The organism is Chitinophaga niabensis (assembly GCF_039545795.1).
GTDB lineage: Bacteria > Bacteroidota > Bacteroidia > Chitinophagales > Chitinophagaceae > Chitinophaga > Chitinophaga niabensis_B.
Map to the genome: position 1 here is coordinate 3,049,041 of NZ_CP154260.1, position 17,051 is coordinate 3,066,091.

Annotated in this window: 11 protein-coding genes; 2 read left to right on the top strand and 9 right to left on the bottom strand. The window is 43.5% G+C overall.

Annotation, left to right across the window (positions count from 1 at the left end; genetic code table 11):
- Nucleotides 1-40: 40 nt before the first annotated feature.
- The 7 genes from AAHN97_RS11845 to AAHN97_RS11875 all read right to left on the bottom strand — a co-directional run bounded on the left by AAHN97_RS11845 (nucleotide 41) and on the right by AAHN97_RS11875 (nucleotide 13,280).
- Complete coding sequence (locus AAHN97_RS11845) at nucleotides 41-1,243, bottom strand: glycoside hydrolase family 5 protein (RefSeq protein ID WP_343307829.1); 1,203 nt, start codon at nucleotides 1,241-1,243, stop codon at nucleotides 41-43.
- 28 nt (nucleotides 1,244-1,271) lie between these two features.
- On the bottom strand, nucleotides 1,272-2,486 hold the full coding sequence (locus AAHN97_RS11850; protein ID WP_343307830.1) for a glycan-binding surface protein: 1,215 nt from the start codon (nucleotides 2,484-2,486) through the stop codon (nucleotides 1,272-1,274).
- A 19-nt stretch (nucleotides 2,487-2,505) separates the two neighbouring features.
- A complete protein-coding gene (locus AAHN97_RS11855; protein ID WP_343307831.1) occupies nucleotides 2,506-4,083 on the bottom strand; it encodes a RagB/SusD family nutrient uptake outer membrane protein in 1,578 nt (525 codons plus the stop codon).
- 27 nt (nucleotides 4,084-4,110) lie between these two features.
- The gene (locus tag AAHN97_RS11860; RefSeq protein ID WP_430516966.1) at nucleotides 4,111-7,254 is read right to left on the bottom strand and encodes a SusC/RagA family TonB-linked outer membrane protein; all 3,144 of its coding nucleotides are present in this window, start codon (nucleotides 7,252-7,254) and stop codon (nucleotides 4,111-4,113) included.
- 397 nt (nucleotides 7,255-7,651) lie between these two features.
- Complete coding sequence (locus AAHN97_RS11865) at nucleotides 7,652-11,752, bottom strand: hybrid sensor histidine kinase/response regulator transcription factor (RefSeq protein WP_343307833.1); 4,101 nt, start codon at nucleotides 11,750-11,752, stop codon at nucleotides 7,652-7,654.
- Nucleotides 11,753-11,934: 182 nt separating this feature from the next.
- Entirely contained in the window at nucleotides 11,935-12,297 is a 363-nt protein-coding gene (locus tag AAHN97_RS11870; RefSeq protein ID WP_343307834.1) for a DUF2200 domain-containing protein, read from the bottom strand.
- An 86-nt stretch (nucleotides 12,298-12,383) separates the two neighbouring features.
- On the bottom strand, nucleotides 12,384-13,280 hold the full coding sequence (locus tag AAHN97_RS11875) for a hypothetical protein (RefSeq protein WP_343307835.1): 897 nt from the start codon (nucleotides 13,278-13,280) through the stop codon (nucleotides 12,384-12,386).
- An 84-nt stretch (nucleotides 13,281-13,364) separates the two neighbouring features.
- Here AAHN97_RS11875 and AAHN97_RS11880 point away from each other — a divergent pair, with 84 nt between their 5' ends.
- Nucleotides 13,365-14,078 carry a glycine-rich domain-containing protein gene (locus AAHN97_RS11880; RefSeq protein WP_343307836.1) on the top strand — a complete coding sequence of 238 codons (714 nt, stop codon included), beginning with the start codon at nucleotides 13,365-13,367 and terminating at the stop codon, nucleotides 14,076-14,078.
- A gap of 99 nt (nucleotides 14,079-14,177) precedes the next feature.
- A complete protein-coding gene (locus AAHN97_RS11885) occupies nucleotides 14,178-15,026 on the top strand; it encodes a hypothetical protein (protein WP_343307837.1) in 849 nt (282 codons plus the stop codon).
- On the opposite strand, the gene AAHN97_RS11890 is transcribed toward AAHN97_RS11885, so the two are convergent.
- Together AAHN97_RS11890 and AAHN97_RS11895 are read right to left on the bottom strand one after the other, a co-directional pair.
- Complete coding sequence (locus AAHN97_RS11890; RefSeq protein ID WP_343307838.1) at nucleotides 15,023-15,979, bottom strand: SGNH/GDSL hydrolase family protein; 957 nt, start codon at nucleotides 15,977-15,979, stop codon at nucleotides 15,023-15,025. The genes AAHN97_RS11885 and AAHN97_RS11890 overlap by 4 nt on opposite strands.
- 80 nt (nucleotides 15,980-16,059) lie before the next feature.
- On the bottom strand, nucleotides 16,060-17,022 hold the full coding sequence (locus AAHN97_RS11895; protein WP_343307839.1) for a PorP/SprF family type IX secretion system membrane protein: 963 nt from the start codon (nucleotides 17,020-17,022) through the stop codon (nucleotides 16,060-16,062).
- Between the last annotated feature and the right edge of the window lie 29 nt (nucleotides 17,023-17,051).

The window sequence follows — 17,051 nt, forward strand, 5'->3', positions numbered from 1 at the left end:
AAAACCAGGCCGGTTCTGATAATTAATTTTTATGTTTCGTTTATTTCGCACCTGCCATGAGGGCATCGATTGTTTGTTTATCAAGTACCGTATTATTTCGCCTGTCCAAAGCCCCGCCTGTATCCCAGAAAAATGGTTTAATTCCATTCGCTATTGCCTGTTTGGTTACATACGTCAGCCAATGATCCACCGCATTATTGTGAGTGTTCAGGTCTTTCGGAACATTGGTACCACCGTTGCGCCTGTAAGCGCCATATTCACCCATTATCACAGGTATTTGCTTATCAGTGAATTTCGTTTTCATTCTGCCGAAGGAAGTGTTGACATCACTCTCCTCTCCCCAGCTGGCATTACGATCAGGTTCAATTGTTGAATGATATCCGGCACCCCAGTAATAGAACATTTTACCCCAACTGGCATCACCATCCATTAAGCAGAACTGGTAAGGCGTATAATAATGCACCTCAACCATCATGCGATCCTTCGCAACATCCCCGGGAAGGCTATTCATCAGGTTATTGGTTTTATCGATGTCCGTGGACGGCCCCTGCACTACAAGTACCCTGTAACTGTTGCGCCCACCGGTGGCCCTTACTGTATTGACGAAGGTCTGATGATAACTGCTGAGTATTTCCATCTGTTCTGCATTGTCTGCCGGAGGTTCGTTAGCGCTTGCAAACAGCAGGTGTTCATCAAAATCGCGCATAGCGGTGGCAATCTGTTCCCAGAATGCTTTTTGTTTGGCATTCACTGAGTCCTGTTTTGCCTTGTTGATATTGTGATCCAGCCAGCCCCCGTCCCAGTGGATATTAAGCAGAACATACATATCGTTTTTAACGCAGTACTGCACTACCTCTTTCACCCTGTTGAGCCATGCGTCATGGATCTTAGCGGTTGCTTTGTCCGAATGCTGGTCCCAGGAACAAGGCAGGCGAATAGCATTAAATCCCTGTTGTTTTACAAACCGGATATAACTTTCGCTGATCAAGGGATTCCCCCAGGCAGTTTCGCCTCCGATAGCTTCCAGTGTATTTCCAACGTTCCAGCCCAGGCTGAATCTGGAAGCGAGTTGCACGGCCGTACTCCCCATACCGGTTGCATCAGGTGGTACAGGAGAAGTGTTATAGTCCGGGTATAAACCACGGGCCTTTAGGGGTATGGACACGTTCTTTTTGCCGCAGTATGCACACATAACGGCTGCAATGGCAATGCCGGTAAGCACATGCCAGCTTCTGGTCTTCATATTCATGCTATTTGGTTAAAAATCTGTTCTACCTGATCTTCACTACCCTGATATTATCAATTGCCGCTTTTAAACCAGAAGCTGAAGGTGAAGATGAAAAGTTTTTGGTTTGAATATTTACGGAACCCATGCCTGAACTACCCAGCAAAGCGGATAAGTTTGCAGCTGCTGTACCTTTGCCCTCATTGGTCCTGAACATATTCAAAGGAATGGTTACTGTACGCCAGCCTTTTGTGGTATAGGGAGAAATAGTACCATTTGTGCCTTGCCACGGTTCATAGCGGGCCAGGTAGTCAAACGCGTAACCTTTTATTACATAGATAGAAGTACCGGTCCATGTGTCGGCAACGCTGATCTCAAACTTAAGGCCATATGCATCCATGGGAAGACTTAAACTGTCTGCAGGTACCCACTGTACATCGTTTGTATTGATACTTCTTTGCCAGTCCCACCAGTTACCATCTCCTGCCGGCAGGATGCCATTGCTTAACACGGCATAGGTGCCCTTGTTGCCGGGAAAATTAACGCTGCTGTTGTCTGTACCGGTGCCCCAGTTTAAGGTATTGATATCATCAAAATTGCAGAGCATACCGCTGGTAACATCGTTTACATTAAAGGCGGTGGAAACGGTCCCTGATTTTGTAGTAACAACTACAGGCCCGCTCCGGGTAAGCGCCGGCAATACAAATCTGATGGCTGTACCATCACCCGCTGTGGAATATTTGGTGACCGGCGTTCCGGCAAAAGTGATCTCCTCAATAAAAAATAAATTCAGCCCATAGATGTAAACAGAATCCCCCTGGTTGGCATTTTCATTTGAAATGGAAGTGATGGTGGGCGGCGGGGCAGCAATATTGAATGTAAAAGTGGTAACTCCCTGCCGGGTAACATAGCGGATAGTATTCAGCTCTTCTGCAGGTACAGATGGAAATGGTATCACATCAGGTATCTGTACTGTTGCGCTGGTGTCTGAGAACATTACGCTGTTGATGGTAGCAGGTATGCCATTGAAAGAGATCTGTACAGCATCTTTTAAGTTATGCCCGATCAGCACCACCCATTGGCCGGTAGTGATGGAATTCACAAGCGTATCAGCAGGTGAAGCTGCATAATTTCTAACGCTTGTTATAACAGGTGCCCTTTCTGTTGCATCTTTCTTACAGGCGGATTGCGTGAATGCAAAGGCAGCAAGGAAAATAAACAGTGAATTGTTATAGATCCGGTTGAATATGATATTATTCACAGTATGATCTTTTTAATTTTTAATAATATGGTATCGGAGGCTCAGACAATTTCGGGTTGGCAGTAACCTCAGAAGAAGGTATTGGGAAAGAGAAACTTTGAATAGTTGCCGGAGTAACAATACCAAATGGATCAGCAGGCGTTAAAACACCATTAGCGAAGGAGAATGTTACACGTTTTTCCCCGTTTAACTTGCTGATGGCTTTGGTAGGATTATAATAAGACAACCTTACAAGATCTATCCAGTATTGTCCTTCTCCTGCCAGTTCAATCCTTCTTTCGTTAAGTACCGTATCAATATCTATCTTATCGGTTGGAAGCAGCCCGGCCCTTGCACGAACTTTATTAAAATAGAGCAGCGCCTCGGCATCACTGCTGGCAGCACCGTTTCCAAGTATAGCTTCAGCGTAAATGAGATAAACATCAGCCAATCTTAATAAAGCATTATGCTCTGTAGAAGAAGTCAGGGTCATCGTGGGTGCATTATTATCCTTATTCGTACCGATAATATGTTTCTTCAATCCACAATCACCGGTAAATCTATAACCACCGCCGGCTGCATTCAGCTCCGGATAATAATCACCATTCAGCATAAAAGTGGCCTTCCGCCTGATGGTATCTTTGGGAGAGTAAAGCAGGTACATATCTACGGTTGGGCGAATGCCAAACCAGCCCGCCTGGCCATTGGCTGATATTTCCGTACCACCGGGCGAATAGATCTGCAACATATTTCCTTCAAGCCAGGCACTGCCCGGCGCCCATTGTAAGGCAAACAACGACTCCGGGTTATCGTTAAACTGGGTCTTAAAAAGATCAGGATAATTGGACACGAGTGCTAATCCGCTATTCTTACATACATTTCCGGCGTATTTTTTTGCACTATCCAGGAAGGACTGATTCCTTCCTCCCCCACTCTGATTTAAACCGGCTGCCGTCAGGTAAACCTTGCTCAACATGCCTTGCGCAGACCATGTGGTAAGCCTTCCGGGGGCATCAGTAACCGGAAGGTTTTGGGTAGCATACGTCAGGTCATTGACAACAAACTTAAATACATCTTCTGTTTTTATCCGGTTTATCAAAGGTGATATGATCAGCTTACTGTTATCTTCAATAACGGGCACAGCGCCCCACAACACCGCTAAATTATAGTATGCAAACCCGCGGATAAACCGGGCTTCAGCAATAGCTGCCTTTTTGTCCTTATCAGGAATTGTATTGGATGCTTTTGTTGTAATGGCATTAATGGTAACATTACAGTACGCTATGATATTATACATAGCTTTCCAGTTGGAGATCATGATCCCGTTTAGACCTGTAATTGTAAATGTATTAAGCTGTACCGCATCTCCCCAGTAACCAACAGCCATATTGCCGCTAAGCACTTCACCAACAGGTAAATAACAATTATAATTCCAGTCTCCCCAGGGCGAACCAGCATACAATGCAGCGGTTGCGAGCCTGAGATCGTTGGGTGTCTGATAGAAGTTATCGGCGCTTATTTGCGACAATGGCGGACGATCCAGAAAACTTTTTGAGCACCCTGCCATAACTATTATAATGAGCAGGAAGGCAAGCATCTTATTCAATATTGACGCCATAATTATTGATATTAATAGATGAATATTTTATTTGGACAGCTTGATATTTGCACCAATGGTAAATACCCGGGGCTGCGGATAAAAACCACCGTCAATACCAGCACTTAAGGGATCCCACGACCCGATCTCCGGATCCATTCCTGAATACTTTGTAAGCACGAAAGCATTTGAAACATTAAAGTAAATTCTCAGGTACTGAACGTGGGCCCTGGCAAGCAACTTTTCAGGAAAAGCATACCCCAGGGAAATGTTCTTGCATCGCAGAAAACTTCCATCTTCTACAAACTTGTCCGAGTTCCTGTTATTATCGTTTGTATTATCGTTTCTGATACCGGCAATCCTTGTATCAGGGTTGGTTACGTATACATTATTGATATCAGTCGCAGATCCGTTCGGGTCTCTCAATGCCAGTTTTGCATAATTCTTCAGTGACCTGAAATACCCAAAGCTTGTACCCGGGTATTCTCCGTTTATACGAAGCTGATTGTATACCTTATTACCAATGTTTGCCACAAAAAACACATTCAGATCAAAATTCTTATAAGAGAAGGTGTTGTTTAATCCAACCTGGTACCTGGGTATGGGGGAACCAAGGAACGTTTGATCGTGCTCATCAATATCCCCGTCACCATCAAAGTCTTTGAACTTCAGATCGCCATACCAGATACTGCCCCCGGCGGCACCTACGGGGAGGCGCACACCATTTTTAGTGGGTAATGCATGGGTTTTAAAATCTTCGCTCGTTGCAAATACACCTCCGTCCACAACGTATCCGTAAAACTCACCAATTGACCTGCCCACTACGGTTTTGTTGTATTGCCTGTTCAGCGAAGCACCATCCGTATTAAGCTTCAGCACTTCATTGATGTTACGGGAAACGGTCAGATCAGTTTTCCACGTTAAATTTTTGCTTTTAATATTGGTGGAACTGATCCTGAAGTCAAAGCCTTTGTTATTAACCGTTCCTACGTTTACATATGGCGCATCAAGCGAGCCGGGAGACCATCCGATAGAAGTACCGGAATATAAAGGCAGAGGGATCTGCATAACAAGACCATCAGTTCTGCGATTATAAAAATCCACGGAGAAGTTCAATCTCCAGTTAAAAAGGGTACCATCCAGCCCTATATTGGTATACTTTGTTTTTTCCCACTCCACATATGGATTCCCGACATTTAAGGTAAGTTGTGCTATGCCCGTGAGACCGGTAGCAACAGTAGCCAGTGTGGAGGTGTATGCATAATCCCGGATATTCTGGTTATTCGTTAACCCGTAACCCAGGCGCAGCTTCAATTCATTGATATCTTCTACTTTCTGCAGAAATCCTTCATTCTTCAATTTCCAGGCAAATGCTCCTGAGTAGGTAGTTACCCATCGGTTTTCAGGAGCGAACTTCGAAGACCCATCCGCCCTCACATTGACAGTTAACAAATACTTGTCGTTAAGCCCAAAATTCATACGGCCAAAGTATGATTCCTGGGCACTTTGCCCTTTGGTACCGGCATTCGTTGCCGTGGTGGGATCACCGCTGCTGATCACCTGAACATTGTTGGAAGGGAAGTTAGACCTGCCTGCACTGGAAAGCTCACTTGTGCTTAATTGCGCTTCATGCCCCAATAGTACATTTACATTGTACTTCCCTTTAAACAGATGTGAGTAGGTCAGGAAGTTTCTTATAGTTGTAAACAGGTTTTGTGAAGAACTATAAGACGCGCTGTTATTATTGTTCTTTACCAGCCCAAATGTATAAGATGGATTGAAGCGATCTTCCGTTGCTGTTGAAAAGGTGGCAGTTGCTTCATTTCTCAGGCTCAGGTCTTTAGTAAAAGAGATTTCTGCATAGCCATTGCCAAAAAGCTGGTACCTGGTTGCCTGGTCTTTATTAATAAGGGCTATAGCATATGGGTTCACCGTACTATTGACCCAGCCATTCGGGTTATAAGCTCCTCCCCAGCTTCCATCCTCATTTTTCACCGCTATATCCGGGGTTTGACTTAACGCCGTATTGATTACATTCGAACTGGAAGAATTTACGTTTTCTTTGATATTAACAAGTTGCAGGCTGGTGCCGATCTTTAACCAGCTGGTAGTTTTATTGTCGAGGTTCAGTCTTAATGATATCCTCCGGAAATCTGATCCAAGGGCAATACCTTCCTGTTTAAAATAGGAGCCGGACAGCAGGTACTGTGTTCTTGCATCGCCCCCATTTATGGTTAAAGTATGGTTATACATCGGTGCATTTCTAAAAAGCTCTTTTTGCCAGTTAGTGCCTTCACCCAGGTATTTGGGATTTACAAATTCCGGCCGGGTATCAAATCCCCAGCCTAAACCTCCGTTCCTTTCATTTATAAAGGTTGCATATTCCCTTAAATTCATCACAGGCAGCCTTTTTGCTATTTGCTGATACCCTGCATACATGTCATAGGTAACACTTGGCGGAGCAACCTGCCCCCTCCTGGTGGTTATTACAATTACGCCATTTGTTGCCTGCGAGCCATAAATTGCCGTTGCAGATGCATCTTTCAAAACATCCACAGATTCAATTTCAGAAGGATTGATACCTGCCAGAGGATTAACGCCGGTACCTAATGCGGCTGTATTGCCAATAATAACCCCATCTATTACATACATGGGCGAACTTCCACCAAAAGAAGACAGGCCCCGGATCTGTACGGACACTGCTCCGCCCGGCTGACCTGATATTTGTTGCGCCACCAGCCCGGGAACTTTCCCCTGCAAGGCCTGATCGAGTGTGACCGGTTGTGTTTTACGGATCTCATCTCCGCTTACAGAAGATATAGCACCGGTAACGTCTTTCCGTTTTGTTTTACCGTAACCGATAACTACCACATCTTCCAGCTGTGAAATATTTTCGGTCAGCTTCACCTCAATGGAACTGTTTTGACCAACCGGCACTTCTTTTTTCTGAAAACCAATCATTGTAATTATCAGGGTGTTCCCCGCTGAAGCGTCAATAGTGAACCGTCCCGCTTCATCCGTAACAGCAAAACGATTGGTGTTCTTTACGGCAACCGATGCTCCGGGAACCGGGCTGGAGTTAGCTTGATTAGTGATGGTACCTTTTATCTTGATTGTTTGTGCAGAAACGTGGATGCTGAGAAGGAATGTAAAAAGGATACTCCATGGTAACAATATTCGCAAGCGAATCATTTTGGTTGAATACATATAAATATCTTTAACTTGATTTTGACAGTTTGTTCCAGGGGATGATATGCTACGCAAGGCCGGACCTACTTAAAGAATTACAGGACCTTTATTGAGCACCATTTTTTTGCCGGGAACCGGAGAATGTGAACGGGTAAACAGGTAAGCTGCGTCGGCAAAACCATTAAAAACTGAGATATTGGCAGATAGCACTACCATTAAGACATTCAATAACGCAGAAGTCAACAGACTAAGCAGTAGCAATTGGAATATCATATACGTGGATTAGATACCTGTAAAGCTATTGCCAGCGTATCACAAACGGGGTAGCGAAATGTTTCAACCTGGGGTATTAAATGTTACAAATAGCTGATTTTCATAGTTATTTACTTAGCAAAAGGGGCTAGCTATCCTTGTTTCTGTTATTTGCCATGTATTGTGAAGGCAGGATGTTAAACTCTTCTTTGAAAGATTTAGTGAAAACCTTGGGATCATTAAATCCAACCCGGTATGCGATCTCTGAAACAGACAATCCACTTTTATCCAATAGCTGAGCAGCCCTCTTTAAGCGGATAGAACGGATAAAATCCAGGGGGGACCTGCCGGTGAGGGAAACTATCTTTCTATATAATGTAACCCGGCTCATGTGCATCTCACGACTGAGGTCCTCCACCGAAAAGTCCGGGTTATCTATTTGCTTTTCAACAACTTCCAGGGCCTGTTTCAGGAATTTTTCGTCCACCGGCGTTATGGTAACCTCCCCGGGATTGACCTCTAACTGCGCCTGGAACCTTTTCTGCAATATTTTTTGCTGTGCCAGCAAATTCCTGATCCGCGAAGCCAGGATCTCAAAAGTGAAGGGTTTGGTAATGTAGTCGTTCACCCCTGCCCTTAAACCCTCCAGCTGCTTTTCCTCACTTCCCATGGCTGTAAGCAAAATAACGGGGATATGAGCCGTTAAAGTTTCTGTTTTGATCTTCCTGGCCAGTTCCACCCCGTCCATTAAAGGCATCATAATGTCGCTTACCACCAGGTCAGGATTTATCAATTTTATTTTATCCCAGCCCTCCTTTCCGTTTGTCGCTTCTTCTATATGATATTGCCCCTTCAGGTTATCCTTTAAATAAAAGCGCAGGTCTTCATTGTCTTCTACTATTACAATTGTTTTTTTTCTGCCGCTCTTTTTACTTTCTTCAGATATGATCTGTTCCGCATTTTCTGCCGATATCAGGTTGCTTACAGTCCGTACAGAAGGTTCATAAATTTTCTTTGCAGGAAGTATCACGGTAAAACAGGTACCCTGTTCAGGTTCGCTTTTTACGGTGATGATCCCGTTATGCAATCTCACAAATTCTTTTGTAATGGAGAGGCCAATACCTGTCCCCTGATTCACCATGCTTTCCGGTACTTCCGTTTGAAAAAACCGTTCGAATATCTTCTCATGCTGATCAGCCGGAATGCCAATACCAGTATCTTTCACTTCAATGGTAAGCGTTCCATCTCCTTCATTATTTGCCGGCGGATCATATACCAGGTTAATGCTAACCACCCCATCATCATGCGTATATTTAAAAGCATTTGAAAGCAGGTTGAACAGGATCTTTTCAATTTTATCCTTGTCAAAATAGATCTCCAGGCTTTCAATGCTGGAGGAAAATGAGAACTGGATCTTCTTCTTTTCCGCAATATCCATAAATGACTGGCTGATATCTGCACTGAACCGGATAATGTCGCCTATTGAAGGGTGTAACTTCACTTCCTGCACCTCTAACTTTCTGAAATCGAGTAACTGGTTTACCAGGTTCAGCAAGCGCTTTGCATTCCGTTGTACGAGTCCTAATTGCTTTTTCTGTTCTTTATCGGCGGTTTGTTTAATGATCCTGTCTAATGGCGCAATGATAAGGCTTAAAGGGGTACGGAATTCATGGCTGACATTTGTAAAGAATTTCGTTTTTAGCTGGTCCATTGCGTGTGCCCTTTCAGCTTCCCTCCTCTGTTGCTGTACTTCAAAGCGCATCCGGATCCTTTCCAAAACAATACGCCGGCCAAGTAAAAACAATCCTGCAATGATCGAGATGTATATGATATATGCAAGAGGAGTTTTCCAGAATGGGGGCTCAATATTGATCTGCAAAGTTTTAATATTACTCCAGGAGCCATCCCTGTCCAAAACTTTTACTTTAAAAACATAATGCCCGGGGTTGAGGTTGGTGTAAGTAGCTCTTCTTTGATCACCATCAGTATAAAACCAATCAGTATTAAAGCCTTCCAGCATGTATGCATACTTATCATGGGTGCTCCGGCCAAAATCGAGTGAAGCAAATTCAATGGAGAAAACATTCTCTTTGTACTTAAGATCAATATGCTCCAGTTTTGATAAAGACCTTGGAAGCAGTATCCTGTTATTGATCAGTTCCCCTGGTTCAACATCCTTATTTAATACCTGCAAACCGGTGAAAACAATTTTGGGATGATAAGCGTACCTTTTAATTTCATCCGGGTTAATGATATTAAAGCCGAAAGGGCCGCCAAAGATCAATTCGCCGGATCCTGTTTTGAGCGCCGCATTGTCGTTAAACTCACGGTTCTGCAAATTATTCGTTTCATCATAATTAATAACAGAGAAGGTAAGGCCCTTATTACTGTTTTGAGGAATGGCATTACAAAGCCCATCAGGTGTGGAAAGCCAGATGGTATGATGATCGTCTTCAAGAATATTCAGGATCAAATTACCAGGCAGGCCATCCTGAGTAGTGAATACCTGAAATTCCTTTGTTTCCCCGTTAAACAAATTCAAACCTTCCGGGGTGCCCAGCCAGATCCGGCCCTTGCTGTCTTCTAAAAGACAGGTAACTGCATTGCTGCTCAAACTGCCTTTATCGTTTGTATGCCCGTAAGAGGCCTGGATATTTTTATCCTTATCAATAACAGTTACACCTGCATTGGTCCCAACCCATAAATTGCCTTTTTTATCCTGCAGGATAGCAAAAATATAACCGGGAAGTGAAGAACCTGTGCTATTGTTGAAGTGATCAAACTTGTTGGTTTTTCTGTTAAAACGGTCTAAACCACCGCCCAAAGTACCTACCCATAAATTATGCTCCTTATCTTCAAATATTTCCCAAACCCTGTCATCTGCCAAACTGGATGAGTCAGCATCATTATGCCTGTAGTGTGAGAACTTAGACCCCTCCAAACTATTGAGTCCTCCCATGTAAGTTCCGATCCAGAGCACATCTTTATGATCGATCCACAAGCTTACCACTACATTGTTACTCAGGCTGTTTTTGTTGTTCGGATCGTGTAAGTATTGTTTGAAAGTATTGTTTTTCCTGTCAAAATAAATCAATCCTCCACCATTGGTTCCAATCCAGATATTTCCCAACCTGTCTTCAACAAAACGGTTTACATCATTATATTGAAGGCTTTTCGTATTTAGCTCCTGGTAATGATAATATGGAAACTGAACGATGTTACTGTTTAAATAATTTACACCCTGCTTATAGGTCCCCAGCCAGATAATCCCATCAACATCCTTATAAATCGTTGTGATACTATTTTGGCTGAGGCTCTTAGGAGCTTTTGGATCATTCAGCAGATAACCCGTTCGGAAATTATTCTTTTTATCGATCAGTGTTACGCCGCCATGGTCCGTCCCTACCCAGATCAGCCCCCTATTATCCTGAACTATCTGACTGACCATTTCCGAATTCAACTTTGAGGGAGAGGTATTTTTATTAAACTGCCTGATGGTATTATCCTGCGGATGAAAAAGAAAAACGCCGCATGTATAACACCAGAGCCAGATATCGCCATCGTTGTCTATAAAAAGATTATCAGGATTATCCCCTTTAAGCTGCTCCTGCAAAGCAGTGCTGGAAAATATTACTTTGTCCAACGCGATGTCATATTCCTGCAGAAAACCATTTTCATATACCAGCCATAACTTCCCGTCTTTTGCTTCCCTGACGGAAGTGATCTTTACAGAAGGATCTATGGATTCCTGTCTCCTGAACGGTTTTGCACTTTTGTCTGCAGCTGAATACAGGAATAGCCCCTTATCGTTGTACAGGAACCAGTATCTGCCATTATTTCCTTTTATGATATGCTCAATCATGCCGGAAGGTAAACCCAGGAGATGCAAATATTTATAATAGTCTGCATCGAATTTTTCCGTATCCGGGTTGTAAATACAAGGTCCTCCCCTTGTAGATACCCACATCTTTCTATCAGGAAGTTCATACAGCGCCAGCACATTATTATCCATTAGCGAAGAGCTGTCGTTATGGTTTTTACGAAATATCCTATACGAATACCGGTCATAACGATTGAGGCCGGACATGGTAGCGAACCACAAAAAACCATCAGGGTCTTTTAACACTGCATTCACCTGGTTGTGGGAAAGACCGGTATGTATATCGAGCCTGGAGAAATTATAATATTCACTTTGGGCAAAGGTAGCGAGCGACTGCAGTAGTAAAATGATCCAAATACAAAAACGCATCACAGTGTGTTTAGCTTAGAAAAGATTTCAGCATCTCTTCCAATAAGGGTATGCTAACCCAAAATCACATTAATATACAACAAATTACCGGCAACGTATGCGTAGGAATAACGATGCGAATTTTCTTGTATGCAGCGTGAGCCCAATGCATTGAACCCTGGGTTTGCCATATAATTCGCTTCCTACGATCCACGCAGGATCTTCTCCATCTTTCTGCCCTTAGCCAGCTCATCTACCAGTTTATCCAGGTACCTGGCCTTCTGGGTCAAAGGATTCTCGATCTCTTCTACACGATAGCCACAGATCACCCCGGTTATAAGACCTGCATTAGGATTTAGGGTAGCTTGCTGGAAGAAGGCTTCAAAAGTCACCCTTTCTTTTATGAGTTCATGCAGCTTTTTATGATTGAAACCTGTCAGCCACATTATAACCTCATCTAATTCTTCTTTTGTTCTGCCTTTCTTCTCTACTTTTTCTACATACATGGGATAGACTGAGGCAAAGATCATCTTGGCGATACGTTCATTGTGTTTGCTGGTATCCATACCTTTAAAGTTTAGAGGGTCCGGGGAATGTTATTAGCATTTAAAATTACACTAAGAAAGTAATATCCTGAAGGTAAATTTGATCATTAATGCTCCGTGATACGATTCTGCTGGCGGTCTTTCAGATGCACCATAATATGTTTGGGCAAGAGAGGGCTGTTCAGTGCGAGGTCCACAGATACTTTCTGGAAATCCTTCACATGTGCCACCCGGTCAAAGATCTCGTACAATGCAATCGGCTCCTCATTAAAACTCACGCAGGTACTGATAAAGTTCAATTCATTGATAACATATCCCGGCGTTTTCATTTTATCCTCTATATCCTTTAACCGGCCTATAAAATGCCGCTGCCGGATAAATGTAGTGCTGTTCATAATAATGAAAATATAGTTCGCATAGGATGTTATTTTACCATAGTACATATGATTGTCTTTCCCCGTACGCTCTACCAGGTATTCATCTCCTGATTTATAGATCTCCAGGGCAGACCGCCAGATGCGTTCTTCTGTTTCCTGTTCAGCTCTGAAGGGCAGATTTCGGTTATAGCAATACCAATAACCTACCAGGTGTTCCAGCAGCTCAGTATTCACAGTGGCAAGCGGAATGTTGATCTTCAGCTCATGGAAGCTGAAGCTTTCCGTGGAATTGTTGATAAAATCGATATAGTTGTTATACCCCAGAGCTCCAACAATGATATTCAGTTTAGTGAAGTTCGGACTGCTGATGGAGGCAATGGCCTTGCGGCTTTTCCAGGGTTTGAGTTTCCTGATCACCAGGTGCTCGTAAAAATAATTGTCGCCCAGCACTAAAGGATCGATACTGATCTTTTTAGCTTTCTGCTGTTTTTTGAGCAACACGTTAAATTCCCCTGAAATATGCGTCCATTCTATCTTTGAAACATCCTCCCATTTCCTTTTCTTCAGAAAATGATGCGCAATATAGTTCATCAGCCGTTCCAGGTTCTGGAGTTCTTCCTTAGTCATGATAATACGATTATAATACGAATATAAGGCTTAATAATATTACTGCAAGATTTTCGTATTGTGGCATTATGTCATCTTTGTTTTATGATAGATTATTCCAAAGATCCACTCTGGCAAAGGATCAACGATTTTAGTCCGGATGACCCGGAAGCCCTTATCCCCTTCTCCGGCAAACTGGCCAGGGAGCAGAACTGGAGTGCAACCTTTACCCAAAGAGCTATCCATGAATACAAACGGTTTGTTTACCTCTGCTGCGTATCTCCCACCGGCGCCTCCCCTTCCCAGATCGTTGACGAAGTATGGCATCTTCACCTCGAATACACCCAAAACTACTGGGAGGACTTCTGTGATAAAACGCTGGGCAGAAAATTACACCACCACCCTTCCAAAGGAGGGCCACACGAAAAGAAGAAGTACGCACACTGGCTGAAAGACACGCTCAAAACCTATAAGCAGGTTTTCAGAAAAAATCCTCCGGATGATATCTGGAAGAAATACTCCGCTTTTGGTTTGCCCCGCGAACGATCAGTTCCCTTTTCAAGCTGGCACCTTGTATTCCTGTTCTTTTCAGGTATCGTTCTGCTCACAGGCTGCAACTCAGGGCCGGTTACGATAACAATAGTGGTATTGTTTGGTTTCTTTGCCCTGCTCACTATTTCAAGCTCGCTTGCGAAAGGAGGAAAGAAAGGAACTGACAATAACTCCTGCAGCGGTGGTGGATGTGGAAGCGGATGTAGCAGCGGCAGTGGTGGATGCGGAAGTGGATGCGGAGGCGGGTGCGGAGGATGTGGGGGATAATTGATAGAACATGTAAAACACTGAAGTGAAGGCTTTTCTTTCGGCTGCTATTCGAATCCCGTAGTCGGGTTAGCACTTCACTTTAAAAACACTATTAGAATGGAACAATTCGTAAACCCAATCGGTGTACCAGCGCTTAGCAGCATATTTCTTGGGATTGTAAGACTGGTATTGGTCATTTGTTTGTTAGGTGCAGACCCTGTATCACGGGGATTCGGAAATATCTGTATCATTTTATACTGCGTTGCTGTTGCCCGGCATCTTCTGTTTTACTTTACGGAACCGGTACCGGATAATATCTACAACTTCCTGCTTGACCTGATCACGCCTTGTTTATATGGATTCCTGCTGTATCATATCTTATCCATATACGAGTCAGATTTTTTAGTGCTGTTGGTCAGCCTGTTTTTGCCTGCCTTCATGTATACCTTCTTATTTGCACGGGAACCAGATCAGGGAATGAGTAAAAGAACTTTGTGGGCAGGGATCTTTGGATATATATTATTTCTTCTGCTTGTATTAAATTATTCGTTTGATCGATCCAATCCTGCATTGGAGCAATATTTCCTGGCAAAAAAATTCTCCGTAACTACCGGATCTGATGCTGCGGGGGATAAAGGAGAAAGTTTCCATTTTAACCTTATCCATATAGACAGCATTCCTTCATCTGCCAACTGGGTGGCGATAGATCAGAAAGCCTGCCAATACTATCATAATAGCTGGATGTATAAAACGATTGAACTTGAAAATGAAACATTCATGGTACTGGACAAAAAGACTTTTTCAAATCACATGCATCAGTGTTCTTTGTTGCTGCAAAAGATCAATGGCCCTGTTCAATCAAGGGTGATCACTGAATTGCAATACGCTCAGTTTGAAAAAGGAGATACTTTCCATATTGAAAAACATAAAGGTGCTTTGGGAATAACATGGTTGACTTATTACTAAAGTCTGAAACTGCCAAGCAGGAAGGTTCTGTTCAATAAATCCTTTGCAGAGATACGAAAATAACGGTATTTCGCCACTCCATCTACGTCCAGATTATAATCCTTTACCTGTACCGTGGTACCGGCTGCTTTTATCCGTCCGGCGTCCATCCACTGAACGGAGTCTTTACTGGCCTGTATCCTGAAACTATCGATATATCTTTCTCCGCCCGTACGCCAGTGCAGGCCTTTTGCTGTTTGATCAACAGATAACAATTTCACAGGCCCTCTCCGTACAGTATCCATAATATTTTTTTCTGCCACGCGCTCAAACAGAATGCGGTGCCCTGGTATATTCAGATGGATACCATCCTGATCATATTGCTTATTGATAGTATAATCAGCATTGGCAAAGGGCTCCCAGAAATTAATTACTTTATTGCCATATGTAGCCAGCAGCCAGTCCCGCATCTGTGGCAATGTATTACGCGAACGTCCGAAAGTATTGGTACGTGGCTGGGTAGTGGTTACCCACACAGGAATATTTTTATCTGTTGCGGCTTGTATGATCGTACGAAAATTAGCCTTCTGCTCTTCCAGGCTATAACCAGCAGCCGCGTCATTGGTGGGTAGATTGAGAATGATAGCATCCGGATGAAAGCTAAGTGCTTTGGTAATATTTCTTTTTTCGTCCGGCTCCGGCCGGCCTTCTTTCCTGGTGCCGGTGGGCATTACTTCGTAAGTAGAATAGCCAGTCTTCGAGATGTTCCGCACCGCTACTTCCGGTCCCAGTGAATGGGCAAAGCGGTTAACCCAGCAGCTGTCTTTTGGCTTGATGCCGTATCCTTCTGCTGTAGAAGAGCCCACTACAACGATTGTATACCGGTGATTATCCAACGTATTTTTGCAGCCAGCGGTCAGCAACAAGCACATGATCGCCGCTGACAATTGAGCGGCCGCCGTATTTCTTCGCATGAGCGAATAGATTATAAGATGGAGGAATAAAAAGTAAGATAATTTATTTTCCGGAAAAACAGTGATCATAATACGGCAAATCACCAGCCCATTTTAGGCATTCCGGACTGATCATCTCTCAAAAACTTAAACCCAATACTTAGCACATGGCTACCTTTGCTGTAAGATGATACATACGAACTAACTCCCCACTCGTATAAATAACTGAATGAAATATTCTTGAGGAAATTAAGGCCCAGACCGGCACCCAATGCATCATTCTTTCTATACGTGCCTCCTATCCAGAGCAGATCCCTGTACCAGAACTTTGCATTTAAATCATAGCGGAGGGGATTAGCAAAATCAGATTTGACGATACCAGACAGCCAGAGGCTGGTAGCCTCATCATTAAACCGGAAAACGTACCCGAGAGATCCCAGTAGCTGTCCTTTGTATTTCGACTCACTCTTAGGCGCATCAATAAATCTGGAGGGGATGATCTGCATAAACGATACACCTCCAAAAAAGTTTTTCCCGTTCAATTGTAACCCTGCATTCAGATCAGGAGAATATTTTTTTGACAGGGATGCCTGCCCGGCCGTTGCAGGATCAACAGGCTGGTCCGGGTTAACGCTTTTAGAAATATCATATTGGGTACGGTGCAGCCCGCCTGCAAATCCGGCGGACAAAACCAGGCCCTGGGATAAAGGCAAATGATAAGCATAGCCAACATTCAGATTTACGCTGGCATAAGGCCCTATCTTATCATAATAAAGATTAAAACCGATACCATGGCCTTTGCTGACAATGGAATCCGATAGTTCATCTACATCTGTCCGTAACCGCATTTCGCCATTCAGCCATGCAGTAGCAGGAGCACCATCGATACCTACCCATTGCCTGTGCAAGCCCATCCGAAACTGGCCATAATCTTCTATACCGGTGGCAGCAGGATTAAGGAATGAAGGATTCAGGTTGAACATCGATTGTTGTGGCCGTGTTTGTGCAATGCCTTCATAACTGAGGGTCATTGCGAGCAAAAACGTTATTATAAATTGTTTCATGTAATTATTTTTTGAACATCAAACTTCAA